Source organism: Psychrobacter sp. GW64-MNA-CIBAN-0177 (assembly GCF_040309585.1).
Classification (GTDB): domain Bacteria; phylum Pseudomonadota; class Gammaproteobacteria; order Pseudomonadales; family Moraxellaceae; genus Psychrobacter; species Psychrobacter okhotskensis.
The window spans coordinates 28,882-45,025 of sequence record NZ_JBEOOY010000011.1; the positions used below are offsets into that span (position 1 = coordinate 28,882).

Here is a 16,144-nt window from a genome sequence, read left to right on the forward strand (position 1 = left end):
GGGCTTATATAGCAACTGGTATTTATAACCAATGCTTAAAATCAAAACTACTAATTAGTACTGTTGTTCTGCTTCTACGGCATTTTCACTGGCTTTATCTTCAACAGCAGCTGCACCATCAGCAACCGCGCCAGCAGTAGCGGATACGGCTTCATTTGCGCCTACCACAACCGCTTCACCAGTATTTGCTAGTGCATCAGTAGCAGCGGCACCAGCATTATCAGCGCCTTCGGCGACTTCAGCACCAGCATTTTGTGCAGCAGCTTCAGCTTCAGCAGCAGCGGCTTCTGTTTCGGCAGCGGCAGCGTCAGTGTTAGCAGCAGCGTCATCACCCGCTGACTCAGCAGCAGCTTCAGTTTTGTCTTGCGTTTCTTGGCTACATGCAGTGATTGCAAAAGTACCAGCAAGTACGCTAGCAAGTAATAAATGGCGTTTTAACATAATAAACCTCTCGTAAATAAAGCATGTCAAATACATGATTTGCGCTATTTTATAGAGTGCAAATTAGACATGCAATAATAATTTTCAGTATAGAAACAAATAATTACTACTTAATAATAATCCGTGCCTGTTCGTACTTAGTGCTTTCATACTAGCAAGTTAAACAAGAATGATAAGACAAATACCACAGTCACCCTATTATTTTTATAGCCTAACTTTTTATAGAGTAACTTAGATGCTCATCATAGGTTGTACATCTAATGTTACTCAATTGCTGAAGTATCGTTAAGCAGTTATGCTCTAATTTGTAATGCAGCAACGGCAGGTAATACCTTGCCTTCTACGAACTCTAAGAAGGCACCACCACCCGTTGACATATAGCTCACGCCATCGGCTACTTGATATTTATCGATAGCAGCTAAAGTATCACCACCGCCAGCGATTGAAAAACCTTGACTATTTTTGACTGCATCTGCCACTATTTGCGTCCCATGACCGAAAGCATCCACCTCAAAAACCCCCACTGGACCATTCCACAAAATGGTCTTTGCATTAGTAATAGCCTCAGCCAATTGCTTGGCGCTTTCTGGAGCGATATCTAATATCATATCATTGTCGCCAATCGCATCAACTGACTTGATGGTAGCAGTGGCTTGTTGTAATGAGCCAGTAAAGTCAGCAAAATCGATCTCATTTTTATCAGCGACAACAACATACTCAGGCAATAAAATCTCAGTTTTAGTCATAATGTCACGAGCGGTATCGAGCAAATCTGCTTCATATAAAGACGCACCAACACTATGACCTTGTGCTGCTAAGAAAGTATTGGCAATACCGCCACCAACGATAATTTGGGCGCACACTTCTGCCAAGCTGTGTAGTACTTCTAGCTTGGTAGATACTTTTGAGCCACCAACAATGGCTAGCATCGGTTGCGCTGGCGTTTCAAGCGCTAAGCTCAAGGCATCAAGCTCAGCGGCCAATAATGGTCCTGCACAGACTGTCTTGTCGGCTTGATGCATCGCTTGGGTCACACCCTCCGTTGACGCTTGTGCACGGTGAGCAGTACCAAAAGCATCCATCACAAACACATCGCACAAATCTGCATAAGTGTGCGCCAAATCGGCATCGTTTTTCTTCTCGCCTTTATTAAAGCGCACGTTTTCTAGTAGTACCACTTCACCTGCTTTGATTGAAACACCCTGAGTCAGATAGTCGGTGTTTAAACTAACGGGCGCGGCCAATTTGTCGCTTAAATAGTCAGCAACAGGTGCTAGAGAGTAGATCGATTCAAAACTTCCTTCGGTTGGCCGACCGAGATGTGAGCAGACAATCACCGCCGCGCCTTTTTCTAACGCCATTTTAATCGTAGGTAAACTTGCTTGCAAGCGAGCTGCACTCGTAACCTTGCCGTCTTTAATAGGCACATTGAGATCCTCTCGAATCAATACAACCTTCTCTTTTAAATCAAGCTCACTCATACGCAAAAAATTCATTACCTGCTCCTATGCATCAGTCTGTCTGTTAATCAATCGTTTTATGGCTTTATTCAATGGTTTTTCATTCAATGATTTTTCGAAAAGGGGTATGACCAGCCATTTCTTATAATCGTATCTCTTCTATCGGCTGGCTTTGCTCATGTTAGTTTATAAAATAGGTCTGACAATCTTCAAAAGCGGTGTATTCTACCAGTTTTCTAACGATTGCTCACAAGGAACTGCCATAAATTTTGGCGACTGTAGCGACATAAAAACTGTGAAAACCTAAAGATTGCGATAGTGCTTACCTTAACTGGATACTGCGGCAGCCATATCGCGCGCTTGCTACCTGAAGTTCGTTTTAAGTACTTTAAAAGTCAGTAACATTTCGTGGTGGTACTTAATAGTCAGGCTGTTTATGATAGAAAGACGCTTTATAATAAAGTGCCTATTTATAACAATTTTATAATAATTGCGCTCGACAATAACAATAACAATAACCTCAGGAGAATAAAATGACTATTGATGTCAATAATGCCAAGCAAAACTTGTTAAAGCTTAAAAAAGAATATGAAACAAGGATTGATAAAATAGAAGATCATATCCAAAACCCACAAGATGACCTTAACGAGCATTGGGAAGATCAAGCCATCTCCTATCGTCAGAACGATATGCGCCAAAGTCTGAGAGATGAAGCGCGCCAAAATTTAGTCTATGTCGAAAATGCCTTGAGCCGTATCGAAAATGGCACTTATGGTGAGTGTGAGGTATGTGGCAAACTGATTGAAGAGCAACGCTTGGAAGCACTGCCCTACGCTACTTTATGTATGGATCATGCCAAATAACGTCTTTTTTTAGCGATATTCCTAGGGCGTGTCCTCAATTCAACCGATAGCAATCTAAATGGGCTAAAAATGGTTAAATCTTGCCAAACATCGTCAAATAGCTAGGTAATATCTCGATATTATCTGCACTATTTTCCTTGTTTGACTGCAATTTACCTCATTTTTATCACCATTTTTAAAATGAGGACACGCCCTAGCTTAAAAGCTAATGAACAATGAAACTATTTAAGAAACCTTTAAGCACTCACTCGGTAATTATACCCACCACCTGTTACTAAGCAGGCGCACTCCAGACGTTGAGCGCCTGCTGCCACTGTTGACAACGCTCAGCTATTTTATGCTCTGGCAAATCCATAATATCCCCTACTACTGCCACATAAGCAATCGGCAAACCTGCCAGCTCAACGATATTTTCTGCAGTCAAGCCGCCTATGACGCATAGTGCAATACCCTGCTGACATCCATCGACCAGCTGCTGACGCGAAATAACGTCTGCCTTAGGTTTGGTCGTAGAGGCAAATACTGCACCCATTGCAGCATAACTGGCGCCAGCAGCGTGCGCTCCTTTTACCAGCTCTACATTGCCATGACAGGTGCGACCAATAATTTGATCTGCTAATAGATCTTGCTTGGCATCTTTAATTTCACCATCTTCTTGCCCTAAGTGAACCCCAACGCCAAGCTTGGCAGCCAGCTTGATATCATCATTGATGACGACTGGCACATTGTATGCTTTAGCCAACTCAGCTATCTGTCTAGCCTCTTCGTATAAATGTGCGTCACCATCAGGCAATGACAGGACTTGCTTACGACGAATTTGTAACAGCCCGATAAACCCTGTCGCTAATGCTGCTTTTAATTTGCGATACAGCAGCGCAAACTCATCATCATTGGTCAATAAGTATAGCTTTGGTGCTGGTGTGATAATCGATGCTTGAGTCATATAATTTTCCTAGGACACGTCCTAAATTCAACACAATAAAAAGGCCGTTACATTACATAACAGCCTCTTTATACCCACTAAACCAATCCGCTTACACTGTACGGCGAGTCGCCAAACTGTTTAGGATATTTTTGGCATCACCCCAACGCGTCGCTGAGCTGTTTGCGCCCAAAATGACAATAATAGCAGGACGGTTATTCACACGGGTTTCCATTACCACACAACGACCTGCCTCATTAATAAAGCCGGTTTTTGAGATACCAATTGGATAATCGCCTGAACGGACTAGAGAGCTGGTATTGTTGGCTTTATAAGTACGGTTACCATTTGAGTAATTGGCCACGTAAAAGTCATAACTCTTAGTCGTAGAGAAGCGACGGATTACATCATAGTTACCAGCAGCACGTACCATTTTTACCAAGTCATTTGACGAAGCCACATTACGTTTATCGAGACCCGTTGGATCACCAAAATAAGCCGTCGTCATGCCAAGCTCTTGCGCTTTACGGTTCATCGCTCGTATAAAGGCATCATAGCCGCCTGGATAGTTACGCGAGAGACTTTTGGCAGCAGGGTTTTCTGATTTCATCAATGCCATTAATAGCATTTCAGCACGATTCAAACGATCGCCAGATTTAAGGTTTGAGCTGGCGCGTTTTGGACCGACGAAATCTTCAGGATCTAGGGTAATCTCTTCACGCATATCAAGACCAGCATCTAACACCACCATCGCCGTCATTAGCTTGGTGATACTCGCCATAGGGCGGGCGACGTCGGCATTTTTTTCGTAAATAGATTCACCAGTTTCGGCATCGATCACCGCCACACTGCGCGAGTCAGTGCTAATCGGAATCATACTGCTGCTGCCAAAGCTACCGCGATAAGTGGTGTTATAGCTATTGGCGTTATTATAGCTGTTGTTGCTGCTACCGAAACTACTGGTCTTACTGTTCGTAATATTGGTCGTGCCATAGCCATTATCGACTTTTTTAATGGTCGAATCATTAGACTTATACATGATATTACGTGCTTCAGACAAGCTATCAGCACCGCCCCAACTCATACGAGCACTAGAGCCAGTATCAGCGCTACCATTAATCGTAAGTGCAGCTTGCGCAATACTGCCCAGACTCAATGAAATCATAGCAACAACTAGCTGCTGTTTGGTTAATGGTAAGAGCTTCATTCTTCCCCCTGCTGTCGCGCTGCTATTCAATAGATAATCAGTTACAGACTAACTAATAGCAACAACGTACGTAGCGTTTGTGGTTATGTTTGTAGGTACTCACATAGAGTTTTTGTATTTTTAGTGTATCATGGTTTGCATTTAAGTTTAATCTACTAAATCAATTAGATGAGTATTTTTTAACCTGCTTGAAATTTTGCTACATTTAAATTAGATTCTAGCAATATTAATTAACACTAGAGCAATATATGATGATAGTAGAGGATAAAAATAATTGCTCTGCAAATCCTATTATAAAATAATAAAAATCTCGATTGTTCTTACAGATATACAGATTGCTTCAGATGGTTTAACGTTCACCATGCAACCTTCATTTTGATAGACAGCAAAGAGTACAACTATGATACGAGTATTAGTAGTAGATGATCATGATTTAGTGCGGATGGGTATTAGCCGTATGCTAGCAGACAGTGCTGATATCGAGGTCGTTGGTGAAGCTGACAGCGGTGATATGGCGATTAAACTGGCCAAACAGCTGCACCCCGATGTAATTTTGCTCGACGTTAATATGCCCAATATCGGCGGGCTTGAAGCAACTAAGCGCTTAATTCAGCTGGATTTGGGCATCAAGATTTTGGCCGTTAGTAGTATGTCGGCGCAACCATATCCATCTATGTTGATTAAAGCGGGCGTCAATGGTTACATCACTAAAGGCACACCACTTGATGAGATGATACGCGCGGTCAAAAAAATCTATCAAGGCGGGCGTTATTTTAGCCAAGATGTCGCCGAACAGTTGGCTGACGTTTTACTGTCAGATAATGCCAACTCACCTTTTGACTTGTTGAGTGACCGCGAAAAACAAGTGGCGATGATGGTGGTTAATTGCCAAAGTCCTCAGCAAATTGCCGACCAGTTGTTTGTGAGTGTCAAAACCATCAATACCTATCGCTATCGCATTTATGAAAAAGTCGGCGTTGATAGTGATGTGAAGTTGACCCATCTCGCTATTCGTCATGGTCTCATTCAACCGTAGACCCCTTAATACTCTTTTTATTACGGCCAATTTATGAAATTTGCGCTCAGAGCCGTTTCTGTCATTACCCATTATCTTCAGCAAGATGAAACGCTGCCGCTACCGCAGTTACGTCGATTGGGACTGATCTATAGCAGTTATCGATTTATCGTTAGCCTGTTTTTTATGCTGATGGTGTATGTGACGGTCAAAGCTGATAATGGCTTATTACTGCCAAGTCTATTGCAGCAAACGGCGCTGAGTTTTTATGTCATTATTAGTCTGATTTTGCTTGGCTTATTTTATGTAGTCACCAAGCATTTACGGCGTCAGCTGGGTTTTGGACTGGTATTAGACGTCATTATTTTGAGCCTTTTGCTGTATACCAATGGCGCTCCTGATTTACAGCTCACCATGCTTTATATGGTCGTTGTTGCCGCCAGCTTCATGCTACTGCATGGCTCGCAAGCGCTCATCATTACCTTACTCGCCATTATTTTTGTTATTTACCAGCAGTTTTTTTATGCCATTGCCAATAGCATGAGCTTGGAAAATTTGGGCGATGCCTTGCTGATGTCAGCAAGCTTTTTGGCAGTAGGAATTTTGAGCTGGTCTATTTCCCAGCGCTTGGTACAAGTCGAACAAGTCGCCGCGCATCATGCCAAAGAGGTCGAACGACTGAATGTAATCAATCAAGAAGTCATCACCCAAATGGTCAATGGGGTCATAGTGATTGATAGACAGCAGATTGTATTGGCAAACCTAGCCGCCCATCAGCTACTCAGTATCCCCAATCCTCCGCTGGCGTCTCTGATTGATACGCCTAGTCATTTAAGTTATGAGCAAAACAACCTCGAAGCCGCCCTTCTTGCTGACTTTCAGCAGCAGCTCAGAGAACAGCATCTGCAACTTCTTGATGCTTGTTTATCGGTCGCTGAAGGGCAATCACGTAGCTTTGTTTATGAATTGCCTGCCGTCGCAAATGCCTCTGTCGTCGGCAAGCTACGCGTACAGATTATCCCGCTAAAAGATAACAGCAAGCTTATCCTGCTAGAAGACTTGCGCCGTGAGCAAGCCAGCGCTCAACAGTTAAAGCTTGCCTCGCTTGGGCAACTGACTGCCAGTATCGCTCATGAAATCAGAAACCCGCTCGCCGCTATTTCACAGGCCAGTCAGCTACTGATGGAAGATGTCGAAGAAGGTGAGAAGAAGGCCGCCGATCATAATAACAATACTATCAGCTCTACTCTTGAGCCCTTAGTAGCGCCGACAGCTGCTACCGACAGCGATATAACAGGCAATCACGAGCTTTATAAAATGATCTTTGCGCAAACCAAACGCGTCAACCGTATTATTGAAGACATCTTAAAACTGTCGCGCCAACAGACCGCTAATCAGCAATCGATTCTACTGGCTGAGTGGTTGCCGGTGTTTTTGGACAATTATTTTCGAGATCATGACGTGTTTTTGCGTGTCCATAGTCAATCCACTATCTCATTCGATACGCACCAGTTAGAACAAGTATTAATTAATTTAATCAACAACGGTCTACGTCACAGTAGCTACGCTCACCCTCATGCTTTTGTGGAAATCGAAATTTATTGTGCCGATAACGATGTTATAATCGATATTTTAGATGGTGGTATGGGCGTTAATGCCAGTGATTTACAGCATTTATTCAATCCGTTTTTCACTACTGACAAAGCCGGAACAGGTTTGGGATTGTATTTATCGCAGGCGTTCTGTGAAGCCAATCAGGCTCGTTTACTCTATATTCCTGAACTCCAAAAAACCTGCTTTCGCTTGATTGCCCCTGCTATCGATGTCGATAATGATGCCGATAATAAAATGAGATGAAGTATGACAGTAACCGCGCTAGTCGTTGATGATGAAGTGGATTTGTGCCGCTTGATGCAAATCACCTTAACCAAGATGGGGATCAAAAGCGATGTGGCTTATACCTTATCGCAGGCACGCGCCTACTGGCAGCAAAACAACTATGACTTTTGTTTGACCGATCTCAAATTACCGGATGGCTCAGGACTAGAGTTGGTCAAGGACATCAGCAATAACTCTAGTACACCAATAGCCGTGATTACTGCCCATGGTAGTATGGATTTGGCTATAGAAGCGTTGAAGTTAGGGGCTTTTGATTTCGTCAATAAACCGCTTGAGCTGCCACGCTTACGCCAGTTGGTCGAAAATGCGCTCAAGGTCATTCACCAAAATAACGAAGCAGAAACCACACCTGAATGCTCACCCGAGCAGCAAATGTTGGATAGCCGTTTGATCGGTGACTCTGCTGTCATGCACCCACTCAAAAACACTATTTTAAAATTGGCACGCTCACAAGCGCCAGTATTTTTATCGGGAGCTTCGGGCACAGGCAAAGAAGTGGTTGCCAAACTGATCCATGATTTAAGCCCACGTCGAGATGGCAGTTTTGTACCCGTAAACTGCGGTGCGATTCCTTCAGAGCTCATGGAGTCAGAGTTTTTTGGTCATAAAAAAGGCAGCTTTACCGGAGCCGTTGCTGATAAGCAAGGCCTGTTCCAACAAGCAAATGGTGGCACGTTATTTTTAGATGAAGTGGCAGATTTGCCCTTAGCAATGCAAGTCAAACTACTACGCGCCATCCAAGAAAAAACCGTGCGCGCCATCGGTGATACCAAAGAAGTACCCGTCGATATCCGTATCTTATCTGCGACCCATAAAGACTTGAACCAACTGGTACAAGATGGACTGTTTCGGCAAGACTTGTACTACCGTATCAATGTGATTGAACTAAAGCTGCCCACGCTTAATGCGCGCCGTGATGATATTCCCGTCTTAGCCAAGCATTTTTTGGCAATGATCGCAGAAGAATGGCAATTAGACACCCCGCCCTCATTGACAGCGGCCGCTTGCGAGCGCTTGCAGCACCATGATTTCGCTGGTAATGTCCGTGAGCTACGCAATTTACTTGAGCGCGCTGTGACATTGGCAGAAACCTGCACCATTGACGTCAGCCATTTGGGTCTAGCGGAACTTGATACTCATCAAGAGATTCATACTCAGCAAAGTCAAAATACCAATGCAGTTGATAATACAACGCCAACATCTAACCATAAATCAGCTGACCAGCCAACAATGACATCTGTCAGCAGTAAAGAAGAAGTCAGCCAAGCCTCAACAGCGCATAGTGCTGAGCAAACAAAGACCAATCTACATCCTTATCGCACCATTACTCAGCATTATCCCTCAACCATTCAGCGTTCGAGGGCTAATAACGCAGAACCTAATCGTAGTGTCGCCAATTCTACAGAGCAGCAATTAACGAGCAATCACGCGGCGCTTGATGAACAAGACAGTTTGCAAAATGGCTTAAAGGAAGTTAAAGACGGTTTTGAAGGTCAGTTACCTGCCAAAGGGCTAGAGCATTACCTGCAAGAACAAGAGAAAAATCTGATTATTACTGCTCTTAAGCAGACAGGCTGGAACAAGACGCAAGCCGCAGAACTGTTAGGAACGACGTTTCGCTCTTTACGCTATCGTATGAAAAAGCTCGATATTGATGAAGATCAGTCCGATTAACTTTTGCAGATAATAAGCAGCTTTGAGCGTAACGATATGATGGTCAACAAGTAATATCAAACGTCAAAAATACGATTGGCCGTGTCAAAATCGCTTAGCATGCAATGCATAGTACTTGCACCCTTTCCCTTTGCTGCTGTAATTTTTTTGAGTGGTATCAATTATATTTAGAGCTATCGTTAGCTACTTATTTTTTATTTGTCCGATCTTCGAGCGTATTATCCTCTACAGCTGAATTTCTCACAAAGCGAATACCCGACGCCAGTGCTTGTGCCCTGAGTAAATCCAGAGCCTGCTGCTCCCAAGTATTCTCATTGCCTAATAAAGCGACATCAGGCTCGACCCCGATACCGTCTATCTTATTGCCTGCCGCCGTCACATAATTGGCCACGGTTAGCTTAACAGCCTGCTCGTCATTCAAAGGTATCACCGACTGTACCGAACCTTTGCCATAGCTCACCTCACCAACAATAGTGGCGCGTTTTTGTGCTTGTAAGCTGCTTGCTAATACTTCTGCAGCGGAGGCAGAATAGCGGTTTTGTAACACCACTACGGGCAATGGCTTGAGTATCGCAGCGCCTTGTGTCGATAAAACCCGAGAATCATCTTGGCGACCTCTCACTTGTACCACATCGGTGTCCACCATAAATAAGCTGGCCACACTCACCGCAGAGGTTAGAACACCACCCGGATTATCACGCATGTCTAATAAAATGCCAGAGACCGGAGACTCTAGGCTAATGAGACCTTGCAGCAACTTTTCACGACTGTTGTTCTGAAAAGCAGGCAGTTTAATCACCGCCAGACCGTCTACAAAACGTGTCTCAATCACTTGCGGATGATTATTGTTACGCTGTAACGTCGTAGTATGCTTACGGCGACCCGCTTTAGACGTGACAATATCCACTTGTGTGCCTGCAATGCCGGTCAAAAGCTGCTCGACATCATTGCTTTGTCTGTCGTCATCCAGCTTAAACTCATCAACCTGATGCAAGTAATCACCGACTGCTATGCCTTTTTTATCTGCGGGTGAGTCATTAAGCACCTCGGTGACCACCCAATAGCCAGCCTTTGGTCGATACATCACTTTGATGCCGACGTCGCCGACATCCCCTTCGGTAAAAGCGCGCAGGTTTTCGTAGGCCTCAGCATCCAAAAATTCAGCGTGGCTGTCTAGTTTGGTCAACATACCACTCATCGCATTGTTAAATAACTCTTCGTCATTGACGGTATCCACATATTCACGGCGTACCAAATCTACGACCGCCACAAACGTCTTTAAAGTCTCAGGAGAGATGGCATTCAGTGACACTTGTTCCACTTCAGCGGGGATATCCGTGTTGATATCGTCTGCTTCATCAGTCAAAGCGCTTTCATCTGCAACGCTATCTATTGCATCATCAGACGCGTCAGCAGCATCTAACATATCGGCAATATCAGACAAATCATCTGCATCATTTTCTACCGATAACTCATCAGCATTGAGACTGATAAGCTGCAGACTGGCCGTCGGGCTGCTCTCGTCATCTATAGCAGCCTGTGCTTGCATGCCAGCGATATTCAACCCTATGAAACTGGCTATGAGTACGGGTTTCAAGACGGTCGACGTTATCAATGCGGTCATCATTGATGATTTTTTTAGTCGTTCAGACGCTGATGAGCGCTTAAGGCAGATAGAATGCATAAAAAACTCACCTAAATAAAAAGAAAATATGCAACGTTATTATATGGCAATTGATGAATAATATCTTGTAATGTAGCATTAAGAAGGCAGCGAAGATTAGAGCAAATAGATTAAAAATCTATCCTAAAAAAGGGAAGGATCGTAGATACCCTTCCCCTTTCCTTCCTTGCTCTTTATCCTTTTTCTTCATGCACTAACCGCTTCATCTGCCCTGATAACATCATAGTAGTTAACAGACGAAAAGCTCAGAAGGACTGAATCACGATACTGGAATCAATAGGTTTTCACCCGTCATTTCTTCTGGCGCAGTGATATTCATCAATGACAAGATGGTCGGTGCGATATCGCTAAGCTTACCGCCACTACGTACTTGTACTTTTTGCTCACCAATATAAATCAGAGGCACATGCTCGGTGGTATGTTGGGTATGCACCTGCCCACTTTCGTAGTCTTGCATTTGCTCAACATTGCCATGGTCAGCGGTAATGAGCATATCGCCGCCAGCTGCTCGTACTGCTGACTCAATACGGCCAACACAGACATCTAACGCCTCTACCGCTTGCACGGCTGCTTCAAAGATACCGGTATGCCCTACCATATCACCATTGGCATAATTGACAATCAATACATCATATTTGCCCGACTCAATTGCTGCTACCAACTTATCGGTCACTTCAGGAGCGCTCATTTCTGGCTGCAAGTCATAAGTGGCGACATCTGGCGACGGCACAAGAATACGTGTCTCGCCTTTATACTCTGCTTCGCGACCACCACTAAAGAAAAACGTCACGTGCGCGTATTTTTCAGTTTCGGCTATGCGCAGTTGCGTTTTACCTTGCTCTTGCAAATATTCACCCAGCGTATTGGTCAGAGAGGTTGGGTAATAAGCAATACTGGTCTTCGGGCTATCAGCTAAAATGTCTGAGTACTTGGTCAACATGACAAACGCCGCCAACTTTGGTTGCTTATGACGGGCAAAACCTGAAAACTCATGATCTGGCAGCACAAACGCTTGCGCTAGCTCACGGGCGCGGTCAGCACGGAAATTCATAAAGATAAGTGCATCATTATCATCGACAGTATAAGGCGTGTCGCCGCTCTCGATCACGGTAGTCGGATTGATAAACTCATCAGTTTCGCGGGCTTTGTAGGCAGCTTGGACAGCACCATCAGCACGGGTAGATAGACGATCAGCTTTACCTTCCGTAATAAGCTCATAGGCCTTCTGTACTCGATCCCAGCGATTGTCACGATCCATCGCATAGTAGCGACCGATGATACTGGCAATCTGTACGCGACCTTCATAATGGGCATTGAGCTTGTTCAAATACTCACGCAGACGATTGATATACTTATCAGCAGACTTAGGCGGCGTATCACGACCATCTAAAAAACAATGGACAAACACGTTTTTGGCACCGTGTACCAACGCCGAATGACACATTCCTTCGATATGGTCTTGATGCGAATGCACGCCACCATCAGACAGTAAGCCCATGATATGCACATTGCCGCCAAGCTCGTTCGCCGCTTTTACGGCATCGACCAAGGCTTCGTTTTTATAGAACTCGCGATTGGCAAGCTCACTTGAGATACGCGTTGAGTCTTGATATAGCACACGACCAGCACCTAGGTTCATATGTCCCACTTCAGAGTTACCAAACTGACCATCTGGCAAACCAACATCTTCACCTGACGCCGAAATCAATCCATGCGGATATTTCTGATAGATCTTATCTAGATTCGGCATATTAGCCGCAGCAATGGCGTTATCCTTGTCTTCTTCACGATGACCAAAGCCGTCCAATATCATTAAGACATGCGGTGTTTTTTTATGCTGTGCGCTTTCTTGCTTGCTATCAAGCTGCGCCTGATTGTCGTCAATAGATTCAGATTGTTGCTGGGTACTGGTCATAGATTACCGCTCCTCAAGTGAATGAACGCCTATACTGCTATATTAGGATGTCGAAAGTTGTCTATATTAGCATACATCTTGAAATTGCTGAAAAACTGCGCGTTTATCCTGCTGTTTCAACGCTTTCAAGCCTTTTCTTCTATTAGTTATTGTATAAAATACCGCTGCTATGATTGCTGCGCATTTCTAAAGAGACGTATAAATCTGTAAACCGCGCTTGCAATCAGCTATGCCATTGGTTAAGATAAATCTATTCTGAAGTGTTGGCTAGTAGATGTTTATTCCCTGAGCCGATAATGCTTTACCAGGATGTGGTACCTATTGCTTCATTGTGTATGCCTGCACCGCTTGCGGTGTATCAGGAAACCTGCAGAGGCAATGACGCATCCGCCCTGAACTTCACGGTTCATGGGTCACCATCTTACGGCGGCACTTCGGTTGTTATATTCGGTTAGTTGTCTCTCTATTTATATTCACTAGGTTTATTAATACCTATAAGTTTGTAAAAAGCTGATAACAACCACCAAAAAGCCCCTCTCGTCACTGACGTAAGGGGCTTTTTTATGTTCGATTTTTCACTAACTTTTATTCATCATTAGCAGATTTGGTAATCTTTTTGACATCTTTAGGTATATTTTTTGCCGTGCCGTCAACAGTTGTATGCTGCTTGAACACATCCCCAAACGGATTTTGTTGTTGTTGACCGAATGGGTTTTGACCATTAATACCGCCACCAGCGCCACCAAATGGATTTTGTCCACCCATACCACCTGCACCGCCGAACGGGTTTTGACCGCCGCCCATCTGTTTGGCCATCATCTCCATCATTTTTTGTTGGTTGTTCATGACGTAATTATTAGCAAAGTCTTTGAGCTTCTTTTGCACCGGCGGTAGTACCACCAATAACGCGAGCAAATCACTAAGCACACCTGGAATAAGTAGCAAAATGCCAGCCGCTGCCATGGCCACACTTTTAAGCATGGTTGATTCTTGTGGACGCATCGCTGGGTTCATCATGCCGCCCGCTTTCATTTGCTGAGCCATCGGATTTAGCGCTGCCATACCTTTACGAATAAAGGTGATACCGATGACAGCGGCGATAATGAACCACATGAATACCCACCAACCGCTCATAAACTGAGCAATTAAATACCACAGTAGCATCTCGATAATAAACCAAACGATGGCAATACCAACTATCTGACCCATAAAGTGTCGTCCTATAAAATAAAAACCAATAAATTGAGCGCCATGCAAATTAAGATGGCTAACATATGATGTATATGGGGATTGATTGCTATACTATCAAACTTAAGGCCTATTTTTAAGCCATTAAACAAAATGAAAGCAAGACGGAAGACTATGGCAATTATTATCGGGATTGACCCAGGCTCACGTATGACGGGTTATGGTATCGTGCAACAAACGGGCGATAAGCTGACGTATATTGATGCGGGTACTATTCGTACGGATACCAAAGAGATGCCTGAACGCCTAAAGCGTATTTTTAATGGCTTGACGCGTATTACTCAGCATCATTTAAAATATGCAGAAGAGCCTATCTATACGGCAATTGAACAAGTATTCATGGCAGAAAACCCAGACTCTGCGCTGAAACTTGGGCAAGCAAGAGGCGCAGCCATCGCCGCGATGGTGGCACTGGATTTGGAAGTATCAGAGTATACCGCACGCCAGATTAAACAGGCGGTTTGCGGTTATGGTGCCGCAGCCAAAGAACAAGTACAGGAGATGGTCTGCCGCATACTGTCTTTAGATGTCGTGCCACAACAAGATGCCGCTGATGGTCTTGCCTGCGCCATTTGTCATGCGCACTCAAGCCATTCAATGAACAAATTGCTCCTAAATAGCGCCATGCGTGGACGCGGGGCCTCTAAGAAAAAAGGACGCTGGCGTTTAACCGAAGAAGACTTAGGTAACTTACGATAAGATAAGAAGCCAAAATATAATAAAATAAAGAAAATCTCCATAAAAAAACACGCGATCAAATGATGCGTGTTTTTGGTTTAAACCAATGCTGTTAATAGTTTTTGAAAACCAGCATCTAAATAAAGCTGTTGACCAACTTACTCTACCACAGAACTTTCAATCACCGCATCCAATACATAGGCGTACGCTTCGGTTGACTCATTATCAGGATTTTCGATGTCATTGACTTGATAGCGTTGTAGGCGTAGTACTTCTTCGTGCATGCCGTCGTGCTGGTAGCCATCAATATCACCGTTGAATGCCGTCCACTCACCTTCGCTGGTTTTCAGGCCTTGATCATCATAAGTGACAGGCTTGACTTGCAGGCACATACTCGAATCACCATCGCCACAAGCCACTTTTTCACTATTCACGGCCCAAAATACGGTCTTGCCTTTACCACTGTACTTTGCTTGTGCCGTAAGCCTACCCGTCCAAACCAAAGTCATCGAATCATTGGTCACTTGCGTCAATAGTGGAGGCTCACCTGCAGACACAGACAGCTCACTATTACCTTGCATCAAGGTATTCAATAGATTTTCTGCACTATCAAGATCGCCACAAGACATCTTGGTGCTCATACTGTCTTCGGTCGTCAGTATCTGGGCTTGTAACTCGTAGCCAGCACTCATCGTATTGCAACCAACGCTATAACTTAAGGTGTTTTGACCTTGATGTTGATTGAATAATAGCGTCACCTGGTCGTTAATATTCATTAGTGGTGCTAATGCTTGAGCGCTCGCATCCTTGGCAGTCAAGAGTGTCCAACGATAGCGAGCGAGGTTGGCAATCATTTGTTGTTCTGGGCTAAGTTCGGCGACCTTAGACGCGTCTACTGTCTCGTCAATATCAGACTCATTAATATCAGCGCCATTCTCAATCTCCGCTGCACTACCGATGACCTCTGCACTTTGCGTAGTGTCTGACGCCTCATTTTCGGCAGGTGGCGCGTTCTTCTGACACGCTCCCAATGTCAGGATTACTGCCAATACACTGGGCAATAACAGTAATTTTGTGGTGGGTTGTGTCTTCATACCTACCATATTACATCCCTCTTACTAAGCTTATAGTCAATCTT

13 protein-coding genes and 1 other RNA gene are annotated in these 16,144 nt (G+C 44.2%); 6 read left to right on the forward strand and 8 right to left on the reverse strand.

Translation table 11 applies throughout. The features are described from left to right. Positions 1-54: 54 nt before the first annotated feature. Together AAEY79_RS08630 and AAEY79_RS08635 are read right to left on the reverse strand one after the other, a co-directional pair. Positions 55-441, reverse strand: coding sequence for a hypothetical protein (locus tag AAEY79_RS08630; RefSeq protein ID WP_025652833.1), 387 nt, complete (start codon positions 439-441; stop codon positions 55-57). 293 nt (positions 442-734) lie between these two features. After that, positions 735-1,937, reverse strand: coding sequence for a phosphoglycerate kinase (locus tag AAEY79_RS08635; protein ID WP_025652832.1), 1,203 nt, complete (start codon positions 1,935-1,937; stop codon positions 735-737). Between the two features lie 497 nt (positions 1,938-2,434). Here AAEY79_RS08635 and AAEY79_RS08640 point away from each other — a divergent pair, with 497 nt between their 5' ends. Beyond that, positions 2,435-2,764, forward strand: a complete 330-nt coding sequence (locus AAEY79_RS08640) for a TraR/DksA C4-type zinc finger protein (protein ID WP_025652831.1) — start codon at positions 2,435-2,437, stop codon at positions 2,762-2,764. Positions 2,765-3,038: 274 nt separating this feature from the next. On the opposite strand, the gene AAEY79_RS08645 is transcribed toward AAEY79_RS08640, so the two are convergent. Both AAEY79_RS08645 and AAEY79_RS08650 read right to left on the reverse strand, forming a co-directional pair. Then, on the reverse strand, positions 3,039-3,707 hold the full coding sequence (locus tag AAEY79_RS08645; protein WP_025652830.1) for a thiamine phosphate synthase: 669 nt from the start codon (positions 3,705-3,707) through the stop codon (positions 3,039-3,041). Positions 3,708-3,798: 91 nt separating this feature from the next. Next, positions 3,799-4,893: a serine hydrolase gene (locus AAEY79_RS08650; protein ID WP_025652829.1), complete on the reverse strand. Its 1,095-nt coding sequence runs from the start codon at positions 4,891-4,893 to the stop codon at positions 3,799-3,801. 400 nt (positions 4,894-5,293) lie between these two features. Between AAEY79_RS08650 and AAEY79_RS08655 the strand changes: the two genes are divergently transcribed. Genes AAEY79_RS08655 through AAEY79_RS08665 form a run of 3 tightly spaced genes read left to right on the forward strand, consistent with a single transcriptional unit; the run spans position 5,294 to position 9,481 of the window. Continuing rightward, a complete protein-coding gene (locus AAEY79_RS08655; RefSeq protein ID WP_025652828.1) occupies positions 5,294-5,929 on the forward strand; it encodes a response regulator in 636 nt (211 codons plus the stop codon). Between the two features lie 33 nt (positions 5,930-5,962). Beyond that, complete coding sequence (locus AAEY79_RS08660) at positions 5,963-7,765, forward strand: PAS domain-containing sensor histidine kinase (protein WP_025652827.1); 1,803 nt, start codon at positions 5,963-5,965, stop codon at positions 7,763-7,765. Between the two features lie 3 nt (positions 7,766-7,768). Then, positions 7,769-9,481, forward strand: a complete 1,713-nt coding sequence (locus AAEY79_RS08665) for a sigma-54 dependent transcriptional regulator (RefSeq protein WP_025652826.1) — start codon at positions 7,769-7,771, stop codon at positions 9,479-9,481. Between the two features lie 187 nt (positions 9,482-9,668). On the opposite strand, the gene AAEY79_RS08670 is transcribed toward AAEY79_RS08665, so the two are convergent. Then, positions 9,669-11,165 (reverse strand): S41 family peptidase, encoded by a 1,497-nt coding sequence (locus AAEY79_RS08670; protein WP_025652825.1) that lies wholly within the window; start codon positions 11,163-11,165, stop codon positions 9,669-9,671. Positions 11,166-11,424: 259 nt separating this feature from the next. Next, positions 11,425-13,080 (reverse strand): 2,3-bisphosphoglycerate-independent phosphoglycerate mutase, encoded by a 1,656-nt coding sequence (gene gpmI, locus AAEY79_RS08675; RefSeq protein WP_025652824.1) that lies wholly within the window; start codon positions 13,078-13,080, stop codon positions 11,425-11,427. 249 nt (positions 13,081-13,329) lie between these two features. On the opposite strand from gpmI, the gene ssrS reads away from it, so the two are divergent. Further along, a non-coding RNA gene (gene ssrS / locus AAEY79_RS08680) (6S RNA) lies at positions 13,330-13,525 on the forward strand. A 140-nt stretch (positions 13,526-13,665) separates the two neighbouring features. Here ssrS and AAEY79_RS08685 read toward each other — a convergent pair. Then, positions 13,666-14,289, reverse strand: coding sequence for an FxsA family protein (locus AAEY79_RS08685; protein ID WP_025652823.1), 624 nt, complete (start codon positions 14,287-14,289; stop codon positions 13,666-13,668). Between the two features lie 153 nt (positions 14,290-14,442). Between AAEY79_RS08685 and ruvC the strand changes: the two genes are divergently transcribed. After that, positions 14,443-15,027 (forward strand): crossover junction endodeoxyribonuclease RuvC, encoded by a 585-nt coding sequence (gene ruvC, locus AAEY79_RS08690; RefSeq protein ID WP_010199263.1) that lies wholly within the window; start codon positions 14,443-14,445, stop codon positions 15,025-15,027. A gap of 137 nt (positions 15,028-15,164) precedes the next feature. Here ruvC and AAEY79_RS08695 read toward each other — a convergent pair whose 3' ends face one another. Beyond that, positions 15,165-16,109, reverse strand: a complete 945-nt coding sequence (locus tag AAEY79_RS08695) for a DUF4377 domain-containing protein (RefSeq protein ID WP_201584355.1) — start codon at positions 16,107-16,109, stop codon at positions 15,165-15,167. Between the last annotated feature and the right edge of the window lie 35 nt (positions 16,110-16,144).